The 20,412-nt window shown below is 60.6% G+C and carries 24 protein-coding genes; 12 read left to right on the top strand and 12 right to left on the bottom strand.

Annotated elements, in window-relative coordinates; genetic code table 11:
• Positions 1-164: 164 nt before the first annotated feature.
• From ACZ1II_RS06795 to ACZ1II_RS06765, 7 genes are read left to right on the top strand one after another with little or no spacing between them, the layout of a single operon-like run.
• Positions 165-1,028 (top strand): MBL fold metallo-hydrolase, encoded by an 864-nt coding sequence (locus ACZ1II_RS06795; protein WP_465143657.1) that lies wholly within the window; start codon positions 165-167, stop codon positions 1,026-1,028.
• 16 nt (positions 1,029-1,044) lie between these two features.
• Positions 1,045-2,160 carry an FAD-dependent oxidoreductase gene (locus ACZ1II_RS06790; protein WP_465143656.1) on the top strand — a complete coding sequence of 372 codons (1,116 nt, stop codon included), beginning with the start codon at positions 1,045-1,047 and terminating at the stop codon, positions 2,158-2,160.
• 25 nt (positions 2,161-2,185) lie between these two features.
• Positions 2,186-3,088 (top strand): VOC family protein, encoded by a 903-nt coding sequence (locus ACZ1II_RS06785; RefSeq protein WP_465143655.1) that lies wholly within the window; start codon positions 2,186-2,188, stop codon positions 3,086-3,088.
• A gap of 3 nt (positions 3,089-3,091) precedes the next feature.
• Positions 3,092-4,249, top strand: coding sequence for an alpha/beta hydrolase family protein (locus ACZ1II_RS06780; protein ID WP_465143654.1), 1,158 nt, complete (start codon positions 3,092-3,094; stop codon positions 4,247-4,249).
• Positions 4,246-4,674 carry a hypothetical protein gene (locus ACZ1II_RS06775; protein ID WP_465143653.1) on the top strand — a complete coding sequence of 143 codons (429 nt, stop codon included), beginning with the start codon at positions 4,246-4,248 and terminating at the stop codon, positions 4,672-4,674. Before ACZ1II_RS06780 ends, ACZ1II_RS06775 begins: the two co-directional genes overlap by 4 nt.
• Complete coding sequence (locus ACZ1II_RS06770; protein ID WP_465143652.1) at positions 4,671-5,462, top strand: cyclase family protein; 792 nt, start codon at positions 4,671-4,673, stop codon at positions 5,460-5,462. Before ACZ1II_RS06775 ends, ACZ1II_RS06770 begins: the two co-directional genes overlap by 4 nt.
• 7 nt (positions 5,463-5,469) lie before the next feature.
• The gene (locus ACZ1II_RS06765) at positions 5,470-6,444 is read left to right on the top strand and encodes a fumarylacetoacetate hydrolase family protein (RefSeq protein WP_465143651.1); all 975 of its coding nucleotides are present in this window, start codon (positions 5,470-5,472) and stop codon (positions 6,442-6,444) included.
• Between the two features lie 329 nt (positions 6,445-6,773).
• On the opposite strand, the gene ACZ1II_RS06760 is transcribed toward ACZ1II_RS06765, so the two are convergent.
• From ACZ1II_RS06760 to rhmD, 6 genes are all read right to left on the bottom strand, one after another.
• Positions 6,774-7,877 (bottom strand): glycosyl hydrolase, encoded by a 1,104-nt coding sequence (locus ACZ1II_RS06760; RefSeq protein WP_465143650.1) that lies wholly within the window; start codon positions 7,875-7,877, stop codon positions 6,774-6,776.
• Positions 7,878-7,922: 45 nt separating this feature from the next.
• Positions 7,923-8,987 carry an L-rhamnose/proton symporter RhaT gene (gene rhaT / locus ACZ1II_RS06755; RefSeq protein WP_465143649.1) on the bottom strand — a complete coding sequence of 355 codons (1,065 nt, stop codon included), beginning with the start codon at positions 8,985-8,987 and terminating at the stop codon, positions 7,923-7,925.
• A complete protein-coding gene (locus ACZ1II_RS06750) occupies positions 8,984-9,886 on the bottom strand; it encodes an amidohydrolase family protein (protein ID WP_465144541.1) in 903 nt (300 codons plus the stop codon). The genes rhaT and ACZ1II_RS06750 overlap by 4 nt, the downstream gene beginning before the upstream one ends.
• A 199-nt stretch (positions 9,887-10,085) precedes the next feature.
• The gene (locus tag ACZ1II_RS06745) at positions 10,086-10,835 is read right to left on the bottom strand and encodes an SDR family NAD(P)-dependent oxidoreductase (RefSeq protein ID WP_465143648.1); all 750 of its coding nucleotides are present in this window, start codon (positions 10,833-10,835) and stop codon (positions 10,086-10,088) included.
• Entirely contained in the window at positions 10,832-11,689 is an 858-nt protein-coding gene (locus ACZ1II_RS06740) for a 2,4-didehydro-3-deoxy-L-rhamnonate hydrolase (protein ID WP_465143647.1), read from the bottom strand. Before ACZ1II_RS06740 ends, ACZ1II_RS06745 begins: the two co-directional genes overlap by 4 nt.
• Positions 11,690-11,714: 25 nt before the next feature.
• Entirely contained in the window at positions 11,715-12,899 is a 1,185-nt protein-coding gene (gene rhmD, locus ACZ1II_RS06735; RefSeq protein WP_465144540.1) for an L-rhamnonate dehydratase, read from the bottom strand.
• A gap of 190 nt (positions 12,900-13,089) precedes the next feature.
• Here rhmD and ACZ1II_RS06730 point away from each other — a divergent pair, with 190 nt between their 5' ends.
• The 5 genes from ACZ1II_RS06730 to ACZ1II_RS06710 are packed head-to-tail and all read left to right on the top strand — an operon-like array spanning position 13,090 to position 17,477.
• Positions 13,090-13,917, top strand: coding sequence for an IclR family transcriptional regulator (locus ACZ1II_RS06730; RefSeq protein WP_465143646.1), 828 nt, complete (start codon positions 13,090-13,092; stop codon positions 13,915-13,917).
• Positions 13,918-13,937: 20 nt separating this feature from the next.
• Positions 13,938-14,702, top strand: a complete 765-nt coding sequence (locus tag ACZ1II_RS06725; RefSeq protein WP_465143645.1) for an SDR family NAD(P)-dependent oxidoreductase — start codon at positions 13,938-13,940, stop codon at positions 14,700-14,702.
• Positions 14,702-15,457 carry a (Fe-S)-binding protein gene (locus tag ACZ1II_RS06720; RefSeq protein WP_465143644.1) on the top strand — a complete coding sequence of 252 codons (756 nt, stop codon included), beginning with the start codon at positions 14,702-14,704 and terminating at the stop codon, positions 15,455-15,457. The genes ACZ1II_RS06725 and ACZ1II_RS06720 overlap by 1 nt, the downstream gene beginning before the upstream one ends.
• A complete protein-coding gene (locus ACZ1II_RS06715; RefSeq protein ID WP_465143643.1) occupies positions 15,454-16,869 on the top strand; it encodes a lactate utilization protein B in 1,416 nt (471 codons plus the stop codon). Before ACZ1II_RS06720 ends, ACZ1II_RS06715 begins: the two co-directional genes overlap by 4 nt.
• The gene (locus tag ACZ1II_RS06710; RefSeq protein WP_465143642.1) at positions 16,866-17,477 is read left to right on the top strand and encodes a LutC/YkgG family protein; all 612 of its coding nucleotides are present in this window, start codon (positions 16,866-16,868) and stop codon (positions 17,475-17,477) included. The genes ACZ1II_RS06715 and ACZ1II_RS06710 overlap by 4 nt, the downstream gene beginning before the upstream one ends.
• 60 nt (positions 17,478-17,537) lie before the next feature.
• Here ACZ1II_RS06710 and ACZ1II_RS06705 read toward each other — a convergent pair whose 3' ends face one another.
• From ACZ1II_RS06705 to ACZ1II_RS06680, 6 genes are all read right to left on the bottom strand, one after another.
• Entirely contained in the window at positions 17,538-18,734 is a 1,197-nt protein-coding gene (locus tag ACZ1II_RS06705; RefSeq protein WP_465143641.1) for an IS256 family transposase, read from the bottom strand.
• A gap of 252 nt (positions 18,735-18,986) precedes the next feature.
• On the bottom strand, positions 18,987-19,148 hold the full coding sequence (locus ACZ1II_RS06700) for a hypothetical protein (RefSeq protein ID WP_465143640.1): 162 nt from the start codon (positions 19,146-19,148) through the stop codon (positions 18,987-18,989).
• The gene (locus ACZ1II_RS06695) at positions 19,141-19,518 is read right to left on the bottom strand and encodes an IS3 family transposase (RefSeq protein ID WP_465143639.1); all 378 of its coding nucleotides are present in this window, start codon (positions 19,516-19,518) and stop codon (positions 19,141-19,143) included. The genes ACZ1II_RS06700 and ACZ1II_RS06695 overlap by 8 nt, the downstream gene beginning before the upstream one ends.
• Positions 19,502-19,738, bottom strand: a complete 237-nt coding sequence (locus ACZ1II_RS06690) for a transposase (protein WP_465143638.1) — start codon at positions 19,736-19,738, stop codon at positions 19,502-19,504. The genes ACZ1II_RS06695 and ACZ1II_RS06690 overlap by 17 nt, the downstream gene beginning before the upstream one ends.
• Positions 19,739-19,757: 19 nt before the next feature.
• Complete coding sequence (locus ACZ1II_RS06685; protein ID WP_465143637.1) at positions 19,758-19,973, bottom strand: M14 family zinc carboxypeptidase; 216 nt, start codon at positions 19,971-19,973, stop codon at positions 19,758-19,760.
• A 151-nt stretch (positions 19,974-20,124) separates the two neighbouring features.
• Positions 20,125-20,334 (bottom strand): hypothetical protein, encoded by a 210-nt coding sequence (locus ACZ1II_RS06680; protein ID WP_465143636.1) that lies wholly within the window; start codon positions 20,332-20,334, stop codon positions 20,125-20,127.
• Positions 20,335-20,412 lie beyond the last annotated feature (78 nt).

Here is a 20,412-nt window from a genome sequence, read left to right as displayed (position 1 = left end):
GAGCCAGTTCCACCTCGGCAAAGGTGAAGCGTTGGATGTGTCCGGGTCGGCTATCCCTGTCGGCCATCATGCTTGTCTGTGCAGCCGAGACTTTCGCAGCGCCAGTCCAGCAGCCTCTTGCTGGAACTCAGTCAAGCACAATGCGATGGTCGACGCTGGGTACGATGGGCGGGCCGATCGCTTCGGCTGATCGGAGCCAGCCCGCCAATGTTCTGGTCTTCGGATCGGATGCCTATCTCGTGGACTGCGGCGACGGTGCGGTGGAGCAACTGGCGAAAGCCGACATTCGCCTGCCCCAAGTGCGGGGTGTCGTGCTTAGCCATCTTCACTTCGACCATACTGCCGGGCTAGCTGCCGTGCTGGGTCTGCGGTTCCAGACCAGCGTCACCGACAAGCTGCTCGTCTATGGTCCTCCGGGAACGAAGCAACTCGTAGCGGGCTTGCTGGCGTCTATGAAACCGGCGGTCGAGGCTGGCTATGGTTTACCGGCAGAACAGTCTGGCGATCCAGTGAACAGTGTAGAGATTGTGGAACTCGACGATGGCGCAACATTCCAATTGGGTGCGGTTAAGGTTTCTTCGGTTCGGAACACCCATTACTCGTTCATTCCGGGTAGTGAGGCGGAAAGACGGTTCCAATCTTTTGCCTTTCGTTTCGAAGGTGCGGGTCGGACGATTGTCTATACGGGGGATACCGGCCCAAGCCCGGCAGTGGAGCGACTGGCACGGAACGCCGATCTGCTCGTCTCGGAAATGATTGATGTGCCGCGCACAGTCGCGAATGTGGAGCGCAATACCCCGCGAATGCCTAAGGCCGCTCTGGCTGGTCTCACGGATCATCTGACCCGTCATCACTTGGCGCCCGAGCAGGTTGGCGAGCTCGCCGCACATGCCAATGTGAAGGCGGTGGCGATCACCCACATAGTCGCGCCGGCCGCGAGTGCAGAAGAGCTTCAGGGCTATGTCGCGCGGATCAGAGCGGTCTTTCAGGGGACGGCGACAATCGCAGCCGATCTCGATACTTTTTAGAGGAACGTGAAGAGCGATGAAGGACCGCAATATTCTTATCATCGGCGGCGGTATCGGCGGTTTGTCCGCCGCGATAGCGCTGTGTCGCCAAGGCCACCGCGTCGCTGTGATCGAGCGTGATCCGACATGGTCGGTCTATGGCGTCGGCATCATCCAGCAGTCGAACGTGATCCGCGCGATGGACCAGTTGGGCGTGCTCGATACCTTCCTCGATGCCGCCTGCGGGTTCGACGCGGTGGAGATCTATATCCCCGACGGCACTCGCGTCGCGCGGATTCCCACGTCCGCGCTGGTGGAAGGCAAGCCCTCCAACGTCGGCATCGGCCGCCGCGCGCTTCAGAAGGTGCTGGGAGACAGCGCCAAGGCGCTCGGGGCCGAAATCCGTCTGGGTGTCACTGCAGAGACGCTCGACCAGGACGATACCGGCGTCTCCGCGCGCTTCTCCGACGGATCCGAGGGGCGGTACGACATCGTCATCGGCGCGGACGGCGTCTATTCGCAGACCCGCCGCGCGATCCTTCCGGACGCGGAAACGCCCGAGTTCACCGGGCAGGCGGTCTGGCGGTACAACTTCCCCCGGCCGGAAGAGCTGGATGCCCTCCACGTCTACAACGGCCCGACCGGCGTGGGGCTGGTGCCGATTTCCGCGGACACGATGTACATGTACGCGACGACGCCGGAACCGGACAATCCGCGCTATCCGTTGCAGGGGCTTGCCGCGACGATGCGCGCGAAGCTCTCCGCCACGGCGCCCGCGATCCGCGAACTGGCCGAGCAGATCACCGAGGATGCGGAGGTGGTCTATCGCCCGCTGGAAGGCATGATGGTCCACGGGCCGTGGCACAAGGGCCGGGTCGTGCTGCTGGGCGATGCCGTCCACGCCACCACGCCGCATCTGGGGCAGGGCGCGGGCATGGCGATCGAAGACGCCCTGGTGCTGGCCGAGGAGCTTTGCGCCCAAGCTGAGCCCGAAGCCGCTTTCGAGGCCTATCGCGCTCGCCGCTACGAGCGCTGCCGTTACATCGTCGAGGCCTCGCTGGCGATTTGCCACGGCCAGATCGGCAGGGGCCCGCCGGTCGACAACCACAAGGCCACCGCGGAGATGTTCGCGGTCGTCAGCCAGCCCATTTGATCTTTTCTTTCAAGGAATTGCCGTGATGACCCGAGTGACCGAGATCCGCTATGTCGGATATGGCGTCGAAGATTTCGACGCCGAGTGCAAGTTCTACGCCGAGGACTGGGGCCTTGTCGAAGTGGCGTCGCAGGACGGACTGGCGTGGTTCAAGACCCATGGCCATGACGAGCATCACGTCGTGCGTCTTCACAAGTCGGACGCCAACCATGTCGAGGTGATCGCTTTCGCCGCCGATACGCGCGAGGATGTGGACGGCCTGCATGACAAGGTCGTTGCGGCCGGTTGCAAGGTGATCTTCGGTCCCCGCGATCTCGATGCGCCGGGCGGCGGCTACGGCTTCCGCTTCTTCTCGCCCGATGGCCTGCCCTTCGAAATCTCCGCGGATGTGGAGAAGCTCGACAAGCGGGAGATGGCGCGCTGGGAAGGCGTGCCGGTGAAGATCAGCCATATCGTCATGCATTCGCCGAACCATCAGGCGCTGGTGACGTTCTTTACCGATGTGCTGGGCTTCAAGGTCAGCGACTGGCTGGGCGATTTCATGTGCTTCCTGCGCTGCAACGAGGCGCATCACCGCGTCGCCATCCTGCCCGGGCCGCCGTGCCTCAACCACGTCGCCTACGACATGCTGACGGTGGATGACATGATGCGCGGCGTGTATCGCCTCAAGCAGCGCGGCACCGACATCCGCTGGGGGCCGGGGCGCCACACGGCGGGCAACAACACCTTCAGCTACTTCACGACGCCGGGCGGCTTCGCGGTGGAATATACCTCGGAGCTGGAAGAGGTCGATTTCGAGACGCACCAGCACCAGATCCACATTCCCGGCCCGCAGGTAATGGACCAGTGGGGCACCGGCGTCGGCGGCCCGCAGACGATGCCGCATCCCGCTCCCGACGCGCGCCTGTTCCAGGCATCGGAGATCTGATCGATGGCCCTTTTCGAATACTTCCCGAACTACATCTGGAACCTCTCCGTTTCGATCGCGATGGAATCGGGCGCGCAGCTCGGTGAGATCATCGATATGTGCCAGCCGATCCGCGACGCGGCGGCGAACGGCGCCGATGCCGGCACGCCGCAGTTCATGATGGCCTGGGCCGCGATGGGCGACAAGCTGCTGGACCTCGCCGCCGAGGACGAGGCGAAGGGCCGCAAGTTCTCCGCCTCGAACAAGCTGGAGCGCGCCGCGCTCTACCTGATCACGGCAGAGCGAATGCAGGGCCACGGTCATCCCGGCCGTACCGAGACCTATGCCCGGGCGCGCGAGGCCTTCGACCGCTCGACCGAACTGGGCAAGCTCAACCGCGAACGGGTGGAAATCCCGCTGGAAGTGGGCACCATGCCCGTGCTGTTCACCCGCGCACCCGGTGAAGGGCGCAAGCCGGTGGTGGTGTTCTGCAACGGTCTCGATAGCTGCAAGGAACTGCTCTACTGGACGCGGCTGCCGCAGGAACTTGCGCGCCGGGGTATTTCCACGCTCTGCGTCGATCAGCCCGGATCGGGTGAGGCGCTGCGCTTGCAGGGCCTGCCGGTCGATCCACGCTCGGAAAACTGGGCGAGCAAGGCGGTGGACTGGCTGGAGCAGCAGCCGGGGGTCGACCCCAAGCGCATCGGCATGACCGGCATCTCGCTCGGCGGCCACTTCGCGCCGCGCGCGGTGGCCTATGAGCCGCGCTTTGCAAGCGGCGCGGTCTGGGGCGCCAACCACAACTGGCGCGAAGTGCAGGACAAGCGCATGGCCCGCGAGGGCGAGAACCCGGTGCCGCACTACTGGGCGCATGTCCACTGGGCCTTCGGTGCCAAGGACCAGAACGATTTCCTGGCGAAGTCCGAGGCGATGAACCTCAACGGCCACATGGACCGCATCCAGGTGCCGTTCCTCGTCACCCACGGCGCCGAGGATCGCCAGATCGGCGTCGGATACGCCGACGATCTCTACGACCAGCTTATCAACTCGCCGCGCCGCGAAAAGGTGATCTTTACTCCCCGCGAAGGCGGCGTCGAGCATGTCGGCGCGGACAACATGGCTTATGGCCGCGACCTCATCAGCGACTGGTTCGCGGAGACACTCGGAGGACGGGCTTCGTGAGCTCCGAAGCCATCATCCTGAGGGAGACAGCCCTCAGCGCTGTCATCAACGGCGTGCTGTCGGTCGTTTTCTTCCTTGCCGTCTTCGGCGTAAAGGAACCCGTAACGCTAGCCGCCTTGGCGCCGGACTTCTTTCCGCAGTCCTTCATGGTGGTGCTGATGGGGAGCTTGGTTCCATCGCTTCTCCTGCGACGCAGAGTCGGCGGCCCAGCAGCACCGATCGTTGGCCGCTGTATGACATTGGCTCTCGCGGCGTCAGTTCTCGGAGGAGGAAGTGCGTTTGCGCTCTGCGAAGTCGATCCGCTAGTAGCGCTACCCGCTTTCTTAGCGCTCGCGATCAAGGCCGCATACGGCGTATTCTTATCCGCCATCTTCACGCCGATCGCGATCGGCGCTCTCCTCAAGGGAAGGAGCACCCCGCAATGACTCGCCGCTTCGTCGATCTTTCCATCACGCTTTGCAACGACGTGGTGAGCGATCCACCCTTCCTGCGGCCAGAGATCACGTACCAGACGCATGCCGAGACGGTTAGCGAACTCGACATGTTCTTCCCGGGGGTTACCGCCGAGGACACCCCGGACGGCGCCGGTTTCGCGGCTGCGGAATGGGTGCGGCTGACCACGCACAACGGCACGCACCTCGATGCTCCCTATCACTATCATCCGACGATGGACGCGAAGGACGGCGAACCGAAGCGCGCGATCACCATCGACGAAGTGCCGCTGGAATGGTGCTTCCAGCCCGGCGTGAAGCTGGACTTCCGTCACTTTCCCGATGGCTATGTGGTAACCGCGAGGGACGTTGAGGACGAATTGGCACGCATCGGCCACGACTTGCAGCCGCTCGACATCGTCCTCGTCAACACGGCGGCGGGCAAGGCGCTGGGGCGGCCGGATTTCGTGAACGTGGGCTGCGGCATGGGCTATGAGGCGACCATGTACCTTACCGAGCGCGGCGTGCGCGTGACCGGCACCGATGCCTGGTCGTGGGATGCGCCGTTCAGCTATACCGCCGAGAAGGTCAAGGAAACCGGCGATACCTCGCTGATCTGGGAAGGTCACAAGGCAGGCCGGGACATCGGCTATTGCCACCTCGAAAAGCTGCATAATCTCGAAGTGCTGCCCGGCCACGGCTTCACGGTCTCGTGCTTCCCGCACAAGATCAAGGGCGCTTCCGCGGGCTGGACCCGCGCTGTCGCGATCATCGAGGCCTAAGCGCGAGATGCGGCTGGCTACGCTTGCGAACGGGAGCCCCGATGGTCGGCTCGTGGTCGTCTCGGCGGATGGAACGCGCGCGCTCGATGCAGACATCCCGAACCTGCTGACGGCGGTGACGGACTGGCGCGCGGCCGAGCCGCTGCTGAGGGCCGGGGCCGAGCGCGTGGCGGCAGGGCAGGGGCAGGTGCTCGATCCGGCCCTTCTGCTGGCGCCGCTGCCGCGCTCCTGGCAATGGCTCGATGGTTCCGCGTTCGGCAGCCACGGCGAACTGATGCAGATTGCCTTCAACCTGCCCCCGGTCGAAAGCGATCGCCCGCTCATGTACCAGGGAATGTCGGACCGTTTCCTGGCCCCGCGCGAGCTTGCGCTCTTTCCAAGCGAAGCGGACGGTATCGATTTTGAAGGCGAATTCGGCGTGATAGTCGATGCCGTGCCCATGGGCGTCACCCCCGAGCAGGCACTGAACCACATCAAACTGGTCGTGCAGATCAATGACTGGTCACTGCGTGCCATCGCCCCCGTCGAGATGAAGACAGGGTTCGGGTGGGTACAGGCCAAGCCCGCCTGTGCGATGGCGCCATTCGCCGTGTCCCCCGATGTTCTCGGCGATGCATGGCGCGACGGCCGGGTTTTCATGGATCTGCTGGTCGAATGGAACGGGCGATCGTTCGGCCGTGCTAGTGCCGCAGAGATGGACTTCGGCTTCCACGATCTGGTGGCCCACGCCGCGCGCACCCGCGATCTGGTCGCTGGCACGATCATCGGTTCGGGGACGGTTTCGAACTGGAACCATGCTGAGGTGGGCTCCAGCTGCATTTCCGAGGTACGTGCGGTGGAGATAATCCGCGATGGCAAGCCGAAGACGTCTTTCATGGCATTCGGCGATATGGTTCGGATGGAAGGGCGTATGACGTCCGGTTACGCTCCCTTCGGCGCGATCGAGCAGAGTGTCGCGCAGGCCACGGCTTCTTGGGCCTGAGACGAAAACTGCGCGCATCGTTGTGGTGACGATCAGCCAAGAAAATGCCTCAAGGTGTTCCATGGGGATGTGTGCTTGCGGGTTCGGGAGATCATCAGGCAGGTCTGGGCCAAGATGTGCGTGACGATAGTCAACAGGGTGCTGTCCAGCGATCATGTCTACATATTCATCGAAATCCCTCTGCATGGGCCATTCAGTAATTCAGCTGGCCGAGCTATGAATTTGGCAATTCCATTTTCGATTTGACGCCCGGGGAGAACGGCTGGGCGCAATTAATGGCAGGTGGGGGTATTTTTGGAGGTGTTCAAAATAAATAAATTCAAAATAAATCACGAAATCAGATGGATGCTTTGAAAGAAATATCCTACCCCCGCAACCATAGCAAATTGCAGAATATCGGCTGATTTTGAAGCCTTTGCAGAACCCGCCTTCCTGGCGGGCTTTGTGCGTTGGGCTGCGATCGTGAGAATCCCGGCCAAGTCGCCCTGCACATCGACCACGAGATCGCTACCCTCAGGCGTCAGAACGATCCGCTCGATCAAAGAACGGATGATCTCTGTCGCTTTGAGACGATTGCACTCGTCGCCGGCAGACAGTGCGAGGGTGAGGTTGTCCAACTGTTCTCGATAATGGTGGGCCATGCTCGGATGAAGCGTCGGTGGCGGCTCCTTTGCGACTGCAAGCTCCGCTTCCAGATCGCGCTTTCTCGCGCGCACCACGATTGATCGAAGAGTGAAGGGTGCTTCAAAACTGTAGAGAATCCAGCCAGCTTCGTCGATTTCAATGACATTGGCTGATTGCTCTCGATCAAGCAGCTTTTCTGGGTCCGTTATCGCCCAGCTAGTCGATATTTGAGCGGCTAATGAAGTCGCGCTCCAATGTTCCGGCGCTGGAAAAGCAAAGGTGGCGATGTCGCGATAATCGTCGAGATTTGTGGAGGGGCGTTCGAGACGCCCTACCAGCTGCAATGGACCGACTATCCGTTCCGAAGCCGTGAGGATTTGCGCGGATCGTTCCGGCGTCACCCAGGCGCCTCCTGCCGTTCCCCATCCGTCGCACATATTCATGGCGAGTTTCATGGCGAAGCCATCAGCCACGGCCGCCGCGAGCCTGATCATGTTCCACCATTCAGGACTTTGCGATTCGACCGGCGGATCGACGATCGTTGCCTCGTTTACACCTTTGATATTGAATATTATCGCACCGGCTATCCCTGCACTGTGCATGGCCGCAAGATCGGCCCTGATCCCTACGGCGGTGATGTTGGCGTCCATCCAATACCAATAGACCCATGGAGCATCTCCCTGATCACCACCACCAGACGATACTGGTGCAGGAATGGACCATGCCGTGCCCATGATGGTCAGGCTGGCCGCCAACAATGCCCCACCTGACATCACGGAGCGTCGGTCGAGCGGGAGGACGCTCTTCATAATGTCTCTACGCTTTCTTGCAGGGCATGACGGTAATGGTCCGCCTCATCCCGCGAGCCGATTGCCGTAGCCGATGATAATAGTGGCAAAGATGAGCAGACCGACACCGATCCAGACCAGACGGCGGACGGCGGGCGCTGCATCCTTCCATTCGCGAAAAGCGAAACCCCAGAGCGTGCCGAAGATGATGATGGAGGCCATGTGAAGGGTCCAGCTTGAGAAGCCGAACTGCCCCATCTGGCTTTCTCCCATGGTGTAGAAGAAGAACTGGAAATACCAAGCGGTGCCTGCGAGTGCACAAAGCAGAAAATTGGGGAGCAGTTTCGGGGCCTGCCCCGATGCATCGGGCGCGCCGATCCACTGTCCCGCCGATCTGTTCTTCACGATCAGCCAGGTGCACCACAGCGCGTTGGTGATCAGGCCGCCGAACATGACAAGGCACAAGGTTGGGAGGCCAACCCATAGCGGTCCGGTTCCTGCGGCGCGGCTGAGTTCATTCACTGGCTGGCCTGCAGCCAGGCCGAAGGCGAAGCACGATGACATTACGCCGGAAAAAATGGCGACCGCGATACCTTTTTTGAAATTGAACTCCGAAACAGCAGCAGCCTTCTGCTCTGCCGATAACGCCTGATCCTTGAGCGAGCCGGCACGAGCGACGACGACAATTCCCAGCACGGTCACTGCTAGCCCGAGCAGCACGATTTGCCCGTGAACCGTACCGGCGATGTCGGTCATGAACGTGCCATCGAAGATAGGAGGGATCAAAGTGCCGAACACCGTACACAGCCCCAGCACTATCGCCATGCCGAGAGATAGGCCCAGATAGCGCATGGTGAGGCCATAGGTCAGTCCGCCAAAGCCCCACAGGACTCCGAAGAAAACGCACCAGCCTACAATAGTGGATGGTACCTGCTGCATCACACCCATCAGATCGTTGGTTCGCAGCGATGCGAAAAACCAAGGAGCGATCACCCAGGAAAAGATGCCACCGGTCAGCCAGAAGATTTCCCAGTTCCACCGTTTAACGCCGCGGAAGGGCACATAGAAGCTGGCCGAGGCGAAACCGCCCAGCCAATGGAAGAGGACGCCAAGCAGTGGATTGGGGGTCATAGCTTCAGTCCCAGGCGATAGAGGCGGTTGGCGTTTCCGCCAAACAGGGCGCGACGGTCAGCTTCGGGAAAGTCAGCAACAATCCCGTGATAGGCTTCCATATATCGATCGATCGTGCCGAACAGCTTGTCTGTCGGCGTATCGCTGGCAAAGGCGCAGCGCTCGATGCCAAACCAGTCGATCGTGTCACGGATCAGAGGTTCGACATCCGCGCGCGTCCAGTCACGCCGGATGAAGCCCATGCCGGATAGCTTGACCGCGACATGAGGAATGGCTGCCAATGCCTTCATGCCGGCCCGCCAATCCTCCAAGCCATGCGGATCGGTAAGCACCGGCATGCCCATGTGGTTGATGATAACTGGAATGTCGGGATGCCGCTCGATCAAGGTGACAAGGCCCGGTACTTGTCCCGGATAGCACTGCAGGTCGAAGGAAAGGCCGTACTTGGCCAACAAGGCGTAGCCTTCCTGCCACTTCGGATCGAGGGTCAGGTCGACCGGACCATACGTGCGTTTGGGGCTGGGATGCCAGTTGACGATATGGCGAATGCCTTTGACGCGGGGGTGGGCCGCCTGTGCAGCAAGCACGACTTCAACATCGGGATCGTTGAGCGCAGCGAAGCCTACAAAGCCCGTTGGGAGACCATCGGCTTCAGCCAGATCGTCCAGCCATTGGGTTTCTCGCAGGGCGCTATCCGCCGCAGCACCGGCGTCGATATGGACGGCCCCTACGACATTCCATCGTGCCAGGTCCGCACGATATTGGGCGAGCCCGTAATCATGGGCAATTGCCTCGACGCTTCCGTTCGGCCCTTCGTTCGAAAAGGGAGGGCTGAGCCAGTCGTAGCGAATATGTTTGAGATCCCATAAATGGATATGGGCATCGACAAAAGGTATCATCGGCCTCTCCGGCAGAGCGCCCGTGGCGCTTATATTCTGGCTATTGGCCTTTGGAACGCCACCCATGAACCACGCGCAAGCCAGCCCGGAAAATCCGGTCAACAAAGTGCGGCGATCATGATTGCGCATCACCGGTATCGCTCTCCAGAAACAAACGGCGCTCCAGCTCTTGAATGGCCAGTCGCGCCGCGACAGGTTGTTAGAAGGTTGTGCGCCCTCCCGAGGTGTCGAAGGTCGACGCCGTAGTAAAGCTGCATTCGTCGCTGGCCATGAAGCACACCATCGCCACCGATTCCTCGACTAAGCCAAGGCGTCCCATCGGTATTTTGGATCGCATGTAGTCAACTTGGCTTTGAGGCAACTGCTCCAGGATCGGGCTTTCGAAAGTCGCCGGGGTTAGCGCATTGACGATGATCCCCTTGCCCGCCAGTTCCTTACCAAGAGACTTGGTGAAACCGATGACGCCGGCCTTACTAGCCGAATAGGCGCTAGCGTTCGGGTTGCCCTCTTTCCCAGCAACGGAGGCAAGATTGACGATCCGGCCATACCCATTTTCCAGCATGAATGGCACGACTTCACGGTTGCAGTAGAAGAGGCCATTGAGGTTGATGTCGATCACCTTTTCAAAGCTGTCGACCGGATAGTCCCAAGCCGGCGCCGTCGCGCCGGTGATTCCGGCAGAGCAGACAAGCACATCGACTTTCCCCAGTGCCTCTGCGCTTTCCTTTGCGGCAGCAGCGACTGCGTTATAGTCAGACACGTCGAGCGCAACCACATGGGTAGCGCCGACGTCCTGCTTGGCTGTCTCCAGCGTTTTGGCGTTCAGGTCCCAAAGCACCGCTTTGCCACCTTCGGCGACAATACGAGCGGCGACCTGTTTGCCCAGGCCAGATGCGCCACCAGTGATGATGGCGCAACGCCCTTCATAGCGTCCGGCAAAGACGCTCATCTGAGCACCTCATCGCCGAGATGGCGCCATTCCACGACATTCTGCTTCTGGGTGCCGAGCTTGGCGATGCCCAGTTCCATAATGTCGCCAGCCTTGAGGTAGATCGCTTCGGGCTTTTTGCCCTCACCCACGCCCGGGGGAGTGCCAGTGATCATCAGGTCGCCTGGATAGAGCGTGATGTATTCGCTGACATAGGAGATGAGCTGAGCGACGTTGAAGATCATCGTCTTCGTGTTGCCGGTCTGCATTCGCGCGCCATTGACGTCGAGATACATGTCGAGATCTTGCGGATTTCCGACCTCGTCGGAGGTCACCAGCCAAGGGCCGACCGGGCAGAAAGTGTCATGGCCCTTACCCTTCGACCACTGCGTGCCGCGCTGCTTCTGATTGAAGCGTTCCGACACATCGTTGACGAGGACATATCCGGCAACCTTCGACAGCGCATCGTCTTCGCTGACGAAGCGGCAAGTCTCGCCGATGACGACACCCAGTTCGACTTCCCAGTCACCATGGGTAGCACCCTTGGGGAGCATCACCTCATCGTTCGGACCGTTGAGCGACGACAGCGCCTTCATGAACATCATGGGTTCTGCGGGGATCGGAAGGTTGGACTCGATCGCATGGTCTTCATAGTTGAGGCCGATGGCGACGATCTTGCCGATGCCCTTTACGGGCACGCCATAGCGCGGGGTACCATCGACTACGGGGAGCGAGTCCACGTCGGTGTCCTTGGCGGCGGCGAGGCTCTCGATCGTCAGGTCGGCGACGACGCCGGAGAGATCGCGAATCCGGCCCTCGGCATCGATCACGCCGGGCTTTTCCTGGCCACGTTGGCCGAAACGACAGAATTTCATAGTATCAGTCTCTCTTCTGGGCAAATCAGTGGGTGTAAGGGCGGTGCATCGCGATGTCGGGATTGAGGTCGACGCCAAAGCCAGGTTTATCGAGCGCACTGACCTTCATGCGGCCATTCTCTGGCACCGGCTCGCCCAGTAATTGAGGGTGGAACATCGGTACGACTTCCGTCGGTCCAGGATGCATCATCAAGAACTCGGCGAAGGGTGAGTTGTGGCGGGTGATGACGAAATGATAGCTGTAGACAGATGAACCGTGCGGCACGACCATTTTGCCATGAGCGTCGGCTAGCGCGCTGATCTTGAGCAGTTCGGTTACGCCGCCGCACCAGCCAACATCGGGTTGGATGATGTCGCAACAGTCCATTTCCATCAGCATGCGGAAGCCCCAGCGGGTTGCCTCATGCTCGCCGGTCGTTACCAGCATGCCCTTCGGCACGTTGCGCTTGAGTTGTTGGTAACCCCAATAATCGTCCGGGCTGATTGCCTCCTCGATCCACTTGAGGCCAAGCTCATGAGCAGCGATGGCGAGCCTTGTGGCATAGTCCACGTCGAGCGCCATCCAGCAGTCCCACATCAGCCAGAAGTCGTCGCCCACCTTGGAGCGCATGTCGGCCAACTCGGCGATATTCTTCTTGAGCCCCTCGACGCCTTCGGCCGGGCCGTGGTGCAAAGCCATCTTGCCGCCGATGAAGCCGAATTCCTGCGCCTTGTCGGGGCGCGCACCGGTGGCGTAGAATTGTAGCTCATCACGGACCGCGCCGCCCAACAGGTGATAGACCGGTTCCTGGCGCAGCTTGCCGAGAAGGTCCCAGAGTGCGAGGTCGACGCCGGAGATGGCGTTAATGACCAGCCCCTTGCGGCCGTAATACTGGGTCGAGAAGTACATCTGGTCCCAGATTTTTTCATAGTCGATCGGCGAGCGGCCTTCGAGGAAGCGGGCGAGATGCTTTTCGACGATATAGGCCGCCGGTTCGCCGCCGGTGGTAACCGCGAAGCCGACGGTACCGTCTTCCGCCTCGATCTCCACGACCAGCGTGCCCAGCACGTTGATCCCGAAGCTCTGCCGTGACTGGCGATATTCGGGATATTTCGACATGGGCGTCGCGATGTGGTCGTCGATCCAGTGCCCTTCGCCCTGGTCATGATAATCGGCACCGCCGCCTCGCACGGTGAAGGCGCGGACATGCTTGATCTTTGGCAACGTCACGATCGGCACGCAAAAACTCCCCGACTGGTGCCCGGCGCCCAAAATATGGGACGATGTGGCAAATTCTTCCAACATATGGCCAAAATGGGCATAACGTCGGGTGTCAAAGAGGTTGGGTTGATCCGTACAATCACGTCCGGCCTCTCCTTGACCCTTGTTTTTCTCATTTTGTGGGATAGAGTGTTATTAGATGAGACGGAATGCGTCAAACCCAGAATCGACTGAACGAGATGAAAAGTCGAAGCCGCAGGGATCGCAGACTTTGCAACGAGGTCTCGACCTGATGGATCAAGTCATCGACGGCCCCATAAAGCTCGCCGATCTATCGGTACGTATGGGCCTGACACGCTCCACGACGCACCGCCTTGCGAATGCGTTGGTTGAGCGAGGCTTTCTGATATTCCTGCCGCGTGAAGGCTATCAGCTTGGCCCAAAGCTCTTGCAGTTGGGATTTCTGGCACAAAGTCAGGCGGATTTGGTTCAAATTGCCCGACCGCATCTGGAACAGCTCGCGGCGGCAACTGAAGATACGATTCACCTGGGTAGACTTGACGGCGAACAAGCCCTTTATCTCGATAAGATTTCCGGACGCAGGCGGGTCGATATATCCAGTCGTATCGGTGATCGTCACCCACTAAGCTCGACGGGACTTGGAAAGGCCCTGCTGATCGATGAGCCAGAAGCAGTGTGGCAGCGCGTGTTCGATACCGAACGTGAAGCTGGCCTCCACTCAGCCGTACTCGACGTTTGGATGTCACGCATGCGGGACTATGCAGCGCAGGGACGCTCCTTCGATCTGGAAGAGAATGAAGACCAGATCCGCTGCGTTGCCGCGCCGATCCGTGATGCATCCGGCGCTATTGTCGCAGCCATCAGTTTGTCGAGTGCGGCCCAGTACATGGACGATGACCGTATGGACGCACTGACCAGCGACGTACGCGGTACGGCTCAGAAGATTAGCGCCGACTTGGGCTGGACTCCGGCCATAAAACCATCCCGCCGGCCCGCACGGCGATAAGAAGAAGGAAGAGGGATTTCATGAAGTTGCTTAAAGGCAAGACCGTCCTGGTCACTGGCGCATCGACCGGCATTGGCCGTGCCGCTGCCATCGGCGCAGCGCAACATGGTGCCAATGTTGCTATCAATTATGCGCATAGCGATGGTCCGGCTCATAGCTGTGTCGCGGAAATCGAGGCGCTCGGTCAGCGTGCCATTTCCGTGAAAGGCGATGTGGCGGACCCGCAGACTGCGCAAGACTTCGTGGCGCAGGCGGTCGAGGCATTTGGCCAAGTCGACGTGATGGTGAGCAATGCCGGAATCTGCCCTTTCCACGCGTTCCTCGACATGCCAGTCGACGTGGTCGAGCGAACCTTCAAGGTCAATCTGCACGGTGCCTATTTCATGGTGCAGGCGGCAGCCCAGCAGATGGTGAAGCAGGGCCATGGTGGATCGATCGTCGCTGTTTCCTCCATCTCCGCATTGGTTGGCGGCGAATATCAGACCCACTATACTCCGACCAAGGCAGGGGTGCATTCGCTGATGCAGTCCACGGCGATCGCACTTGGCAAACATGGCATCCGTTGCAACAGCGTATTGCCCGGTACGATCTTGACCGAAATCAACAAAGACGACCTCGCCGACATCGAGAAGCGCCAGTATATGGAAGCTCGTACGCCGCTCGGCCGCCTAGGCCAGCCGGACGATTTGGCCGGGCCTATCGTCTTCCTTGCCTCGGATATGGCAGCTTATGTTACTGGCGCTGCATTGTTGGTTGACGGCGGCATGTACGTGAACCTTCAGTAATGCCTGCACAAGTCGCCCTGTTCGTCACTTGCTTGGTCGATATGATGCGCCCGCGCATCGGTTTCGCCGCGATCCGCGCGCTGGAAGCGGCGGGCTGCGACGTGGTGGTGCCGGAAGGCCAGACGTGCTGTGGCCAGCCGGCGCTCAACAGTGGCGACACCGATCACGCGATTGCGCTGGCTAGGCAAACGATTGTCGCGCTGGAACCTTATGAGGCGGTAGTTGTGCCTTCGGGATCTTGCGGCGGTACCATCCGTTGCCATTATCCTGAACTGTTCGAGCACGACCCCGAATGGCTTCCGCGCGCTCAGGCAGTCGCGGCCCGAACGTGGGAAATCATGGCTTATCTCGATGAACAGTGCGGCTGGAAGCCGGAGGGCGTGGTGCTGGACGCCAAGGCGACCTATCATGACAGCTGCTCGGGGCTGCGCGAGTTGGGTGTCAAGGCGCAGCCACGCCGACTCCTCAAGCCAATTGCCGGGCTGGAATTGACGCCGCTTCCCGGCGAGGAAACCTGCTGCGGCTTTGGTGGCACTTTTTGTGTCAAATATCCCGCCATTTCCAACGCGATCGTTGGTGAGAAGGCGGATGCGATCGACGCGACCGGAGCCGACCTGCTGCTGGCGGGCGATTTAGGGTGCCTAATGAACATAGCTGGCAAGCTCAATCGTCAAGGCAGCAAGGTCCGCGCCTTTCATGCGATCGAATTGGTCGCCGGCATGGGTGATGGCCCGGCCATCGGGGAAGAGGCGTGAGCGGCCCCCAAGCTCAAGCGGCCGGTTTCAAGGAACGTGCGAACGCCGCGCTGGCTGACCGCATTCTAAAGGTCGCAGTTGAACGAACGGCGGGCACGGCCGAGGCCAAACGCGCGGTTGCTGTGGAAGCGTTTCCCGATTTTCAGGCGGCGCGTAATCGTGCAGCGGCGATAAAGGACCATGTCGTCACCCATCTGGGCCACTACCTTGAGCGGTTCGAGGCAAAGGCAACTGCCGCAGGCGCGAAGGTCCATTGGGCGCGCACAGCAGATGAGGCTTGCGACATCGTTGTCGCCCTGTGCAAGACGGCCAAGGCGAAGAGCGTTGCCCGTTCCAAGTCGATGTTGGGGGAGGAGATCGGCTTGCCTCACGCGCTGGCCGAAGCCGGAATCCGCCGGGTCGAAACCGACCTAGCCGAACATATCATCCAACTGGCCGACGAGCGGCCGTCGCACATCATCTGGCCGGCTATGCATAAGACCCGCGAACAGGTGTCTGCCTTGTTCAAGGAAAGGCATCGCGCGCCGCATGAAGAAGAGACGATCGCGGCCATGGCGGAAAGTGCACGGCGTGAACTGCGCACCCAGATGCTGAGTGCCGATGTTGGTATTTCGGGCGCAAATTTTCTGATCGCAGACACTGGCGCGATCTGCACTGTCACCAATGAGGGTAATGCTGAGCTTTCGTTGGTTCCCCCACGCGTCCATATCGTGACTGCAGGGATCGAGAAGATCGTGCCGTCCATGCCTCATGCTGTCCATATGCTGCGGATGCTGGCACGTTCGGCGACCGGCGCGGCGCTAACCCAATACACGACCTTCTACACCGGGCCCAGGCGCTCCGTTGACCGGGATGGGCCGGAGGAGATGCACATCGTGCTGGTCGACAACGGTCGCACGCAGATGCGCGAGGAAGGGCTAGCCGAGATGCTGCGCTGCATCCGCTGCGGTGCCTGCATGAATCATTGCGTTGTGTTCCGTCAAATTGGCGGCCATGCCTATGGCGGCACCTATCCAGGGCCTATGGGGGCAGTGTTGACCCCGGTGTTCAATGGGCTGAAGGAAAGCCGTGATCTTCCCAATGCCTGCACTATGAACGGCAAGTGCCAGGAAGTGTGCCCGGTGCGCATCCCGCTGCCAACACTGCTGCGCGGCTGGCGCGAGAAGAGCTGGCGTGAGGGACTAGAACCGCAATCACTCCGTGCGGGGTTGGGCGTGTGGGCGTGGGTCGCTACTCGGCCATGGCTGTACCGGATGGGGACGCGCACGGCAGTGCGGATAATGCGTCTTCTGGGAGGCAGGGGCTGGATCAGCGCGCTGCCGCTAGCGAGCGGTTGGACCAAATATCGCGACATGCCCAAGCCGCCGGCGCGGACCTTCATGGAGCAATACCGCAAGGAGCACGGCCAATGAATGCGCGCGAGGCCATCCTCGGTCGCCTCAAGGGCGATACCAAATCCGATATAGAGACGGAAGCAGCCGGGCTGCTGAGCACACCGGAAAGACCGGCAGTCGACGTCGATCGTGTCGAGGCCGAATTCCTGGCTCGGCTGGCGCTGCCCAGCGTTAACGCCAGCCATGACTTTATTGAGAAGATCGAAGATCTACCTGTAGCAGTCGCACGGTATCTGGTTGGCCAAGGCGAGGCGCTTGCTCTTTATCTGCCGCCCGATCCGCGCCTGACTGGCTGTGATTGGAGCGGCTTCGTCCTGCACCATGATGCCGCACCTGACGAGGTGGCGGCGCTGGCGATCGCACGTAAGGGCATTGCCGAGACCGGGTCGCTGGTGTTCGAGACCGGCATGCAGGCGCCAATGCTGCCCAACTTCTTGACGCTGCATCACATCGTATTGCTGGCGGTCAAGGATATCGCTCCCTACCTAGAGGATGCGCCGCTCCATGGCGCGCAACCGCGCGCTCATTACTGGATCACCGGCGTATCGGGGACAACTGATATCGAAGGGACCTATGTTAGGGGAGCGCATGGACCGCGTTTCCTGCATGTCGTGCTTTTGAGGTAGACGGTCGTGTCCCACGGGGTGGTGTAGGAACCGTCGATCTACGGCAGGATCGGGTTCATGTCAGGCGGCCAGTGCTGGCAAGCTGACAATAGGATTATGGCTCACCGAGCCCAGCGTTTCCAGCGTCATGTATCGGCGCGATACGGCCCACTCATCATTCTGCTCCAGCATAAGCGCTCCGACGAGACGAACCACAGCGGCATCATTGGGGAAGATACCGATCACGTCGGACCTTCGCTTGATCTCCTTGTTGACCCTTTCCAGCGGGTTGGTGGACGCGATCTGCGCCCAATGATCTTTGGGGAAAGCCATGTAGGCGAGCACGTCCTCGCGTGATGCGTCCATCATGTCGGCCAGCTTTGGAAACTTCTCGCGCAGGGCATCGGCAACCTGCTCCCACTGCTGGTGCGCCGCCTCGGCCGTTTCCTGCGCGAAGATGGTTTTGATCATGGCAATGACAGCGGGTCGTTGTTTGGGCGCGGCATGGGCAAACGCGCCTCGCATCCAGTGTACTCGGCAGCGCTGCTGGGTCGCGGAAAATACCTTGCTAGCGGCGGCGCGCAGCCCTTTGTGATCGTCGGCGATGACCAACTTCACACCGCGCAAGCCTCGGTCGGCCAGAGAGCGCAGGAAGGCTTTCCAGAAAGGTTCCGCTTCCGACGGGCCGGTGGCTACGCCCAGAACCTCGCGCCTGCCATCGGTATTGACGCCCACTGCGATTATCGCCGCCGTTGAGACGATCCGTCCGCCCTCTCGCACTTTGAGATAGGTGGCGTCGATCCATAGGTAGGGCCACTCCCCCTCGATGGGCCGCGTGAGGAAGGCGTTCACCCGCTCGTCGATCTCGGCAACCAGGCGGCTAACCTGGCTCTTTGACACACCGCTGGCGCCCATCGCCTTGACCAGATCGTCGACCGAACGAGTCGAGACACCGTGGACGTAGGCTTCTTGGATCACTGCCGCCAAGGCCTTCTCCGCGGTGCGGCGCGGCTCGAGAAAGCTCGGAAAGTAGCTGCCCTTGCGCAGTTTCGGGATCGCCAGTTCGATCCGGCCAGCTCGGGTATCCCAACCCCGCGCGCGGTAGCCGTTGCGGTGGTTCAGCCGCTCCGGGCTGCGTGATCCGCAAGGCACTCCCGTCTTCGCCTCGATCTCCATATCCATCATGCGCTCCGCAGCATAAGCCAGCATCTCGCGCACCAAATCGCTATCAGCCCCTTGCTCAATCAGCTCAACAAGGGCCATTCTGTCCTCGGTCATCGTCTTCTTCTCCAGGTTCGAGTTCGCATCCGAACCCTACCAGAAGATCGACGGTGGCCACCCTCTCAGGGAAACCTTCCTACACCACCCCGCGGGACACGACCGAGGTAGACCACCAGTCCGCTCTAGGCATAGCCGTAAGGCCAGCGCTCACGCAGGCCTCACTTGGCGTATCCTTTTGACGATAAACGGTATGTTGGGATTCCGTGTGAGAATTCGCCTGATCGCGTATTCCCAACACGGACCACTATGTTACACTCGCTCTTCGTCGATCGCGAGCGGTGGGTCATCCAATTCAGCGGCAATTGCCCGGTCAATCATCATCCGAGAGCGGGCTCCGCCTGCATCGATGTTGAGCTTGAGCAGCTTTCGATCCGGTTGACGCCTGATATTGTCTTGCTGTCGCTCAAGCATGGCGAGATCTCAAGGCGCGGAAGCGCTTACCTTTGAACAGGGCATCGGACAGGAAGTCCATCGCCCAGACTTCGTTCCTGTGCGCTGGTAGCTGTCGCTCCACCCACCATGCGGCCATGGCGTGCCGGCAAGGCCTTTTTGCCCGTAAAATAAGGCCTTCCAGTCGGTAAAGGCGACGTACCTGCTTCACGTTGACCGGCCAGCCTTCGTGCTTGAGCAGTACATGGATACGGCGATAGCCATAACGCAAACGGGTCGCCGCGATCTCCGTGATCTTGTTTCTGAGCTGCGCCTGGTCGCTTCGGATCGACCTGTAGCGGTGCGTCTTGCGATCGAACCGGAGAACCGCGCAGCTACGCCGATCGCTCACCCGATAACGCCCTGCACCCAATGGACGATCTCACGAAGACGAACAGCGCTAAACTTCTTTTGCCAGAACCTTCTGGAGCATGGCTTTTATAGCTGCTTCCAGCGGTAGTACGTCGCTCCGAAACCCCCATATTCCGGCACACCTCGGCGACCGGCGTGCCGGCCGCCGTCTGGCGCAGCGCAAATACGATCTGCTCGCCCGTGAATTTCCACTTCTTCATGCAAAATCTCCAGCTCCACTCAGCTTCGATTTTGCCAGATTCCTCCCATTCTCGCTGAAGGCATTTTCCGGGACAGGGGTAACTCGTGCCCATCGATGTTGAGGATCGGCATGAAGACGAGATCGACTTTGTCGAGCAAGCCGCTCTTGCCGCGCATCGCGATGTCGCACAGCAGCATGAGGCCGGCATTCTTGCCGCCGATCTCGCCCGCATGGATACCCGCCTGCACCAGCACTACCGGCTTGCCTGCACCAGCACTACCGGCTTGCCTGCTCCGCCCTTGCTGGCGCGCACCATCAGCAGATCGCGGCCTTCGCCGGTCTTGCCGAAGCTCTCGACATGGATCAGCGGCGAGGATGAATTCAGTATCGATCGCTCCTTTTTCGTCAGAACCGCGCCCGCAGACCGATGGTGCCGGTACGCGGCGCACCGGGCTGCACCCAGAGCGGCGAGTAGCTGTTGGCGTACCAGTGCTCGTGTGCGCCGGGAAAAGCAGCGCCGCAACTATGCGGGGAAAAGGCCTCTCCTTCGCGTTGCCAGGCCGGGAAACGGCGCAGGTTTTCCGCGCCAAAGCCGGCTTTCCATGAATTACGCACCTTGCGTCCTGGGAAACCCAAAAATCAAACTGCTGTCGAAGTGGTGCCAAGAAAGCATCAAAAATCAGTAAGTTTGTA

This window comes from Novosphingobium sp. BL-S-20 (assembly GCF_055521635.1).
Note: the sequence above shows the minus strand (reverse complement) of the source record. Positions and strands in the feature narration are given on the sequence as shown.

Excerpts from the sequence above, each read along its gene's own strand:
- ACZ1II_RS06795 (WP_465143657.1), top strand. The coding sequence starts at position 165 with ATGGGCGGGCCGATCGCTTCGGCTGATCGGAGCCAGCCCGCCAATGTT.
- ACZ1II_RS06790 (WP_465143656.1), top strand. The coding sequence starts at position 1,045 with ATGAAGGACCGCAATATTCTTATCATCGGCGGCGGTATCGGCGGTTTG.
- ACZ1II_RS06785 (WP_465143655.1), top strand. The coding sequence starts at position 2,186 with ATGACCCGAGTGACCGAGATCCGCTATGTCGGATATGGCGTCGAAGAT.
- ACZ1II_RS06780 (WP_465143654.1), top strand. The coding sequence starts at position 3,092 with ATGGCCCTTTTCGAATACTTCCCGAACTACATCTGGAACCTCTCCGTT.
- ACZ1II_RS06770 (WP_465143652.1), top strand. The coding sequence starts at position 4,671 with ATGACTCGCCGCTTCGTCGATCTTTCCATCACGCTTTGCAACGACGTG.
- ACZ1II_RS06765 (WP_465143651.1), top strand. The coding sequence starts at position 5,470 with ATGCGGCTGGCTACGCTTGCGAACGGGAGCCCCGATGGTCGGCTCGTG.
- ACZ1II_RS06760 (WP_465143650.1), bottom strand. The coding sequence starts at position 7,877 with ATGAAGAGCGTCCTCCCGCTCGACCGACGCTCCGTGATGTCAGGTGGG.
- rhaT (WP_465143649.1), bottom strand. The coding sequence starts at position 8,987 with ATGACCCCCAATCCACTGCTTGGCGTCCTCTTCCATTGGCTGGGCGGT.
- ACZ1II_RS06750 (WP_465144541.1), bottom strand. The coding sequence starts at position 9,886 with ATGATACCTTTTGTCGATGCCCATATCCATTTATGGGATCTCAAACAT.
- ACZ1II_RS06745 (WP_465143648.1), bottom strand. The coding sequence starts at position 10,835 with ATGAGCGTCTTTGCCGGACGCTATGAAGGGCGTTGCGCCATCATCACT.
- ACZ1II_RS06740 (WP_465143647.1), bottom strand. The coding sequence starts at position 11,689 with ATGAAATTCTGTCGTTTCGGCCAACGTGGCCAGGAAAAGCCCGGCGTG.
- ACZ1II_RS06730 (WP_465143646.1), top strand. The coding sequence starts at position 13,090 with ATGAGACGGAATGCGTCAAACCCAGAATCGACTGAACGAGATGAAAAG.
- ACZ1II_RS06725 (WP_465143645.1), top strand. The coding sequence starts at position 13,938 with ATGAAGTTGCTTAAAGGCAAGACCGTCCTGGTCACTGGCGCATCGACC.
- ACZ1II_RS06720 (WP_465143644.1), top strand. The coding sequence starts at position 14,702 with ATGCCTGCACAAGTCGCCCTGTTCGTCACTTGCTTGGTCGATATGATG.
- ACZ1II_RS06710 (WP_465143642.1), top strand. The coding sequence starts at position 16,866 with ATGAATGCGCGCGAGGCCATCCTCGGTCGCCTCAAGGGCGATACCAAA.
- ACZ1II_RS06705 (WP_465143641.1), bottom strand. The coding sequence starts at position 18,734 with ATGACCGAGGACAGAATGGCCCTTGTTGAGCTGATTGAGCAAGGGGCT.
- ACZ1II_RS06700 (WP_465143640.1), bottom strand. The coding sequence starts at position 19,148 with ATGCTTGAGCGACAGCAAGACAATATCAGGCGTCAACCGGATCGAAAG.
- ACZ1II_RS06690 (WP_465143638.1), bottom strand. The coding sequence starts at position 19,738 with ATGAAGAAGTGGAAATTCACGGGCGAGCAGATCGTATTTGCGCTGCGC.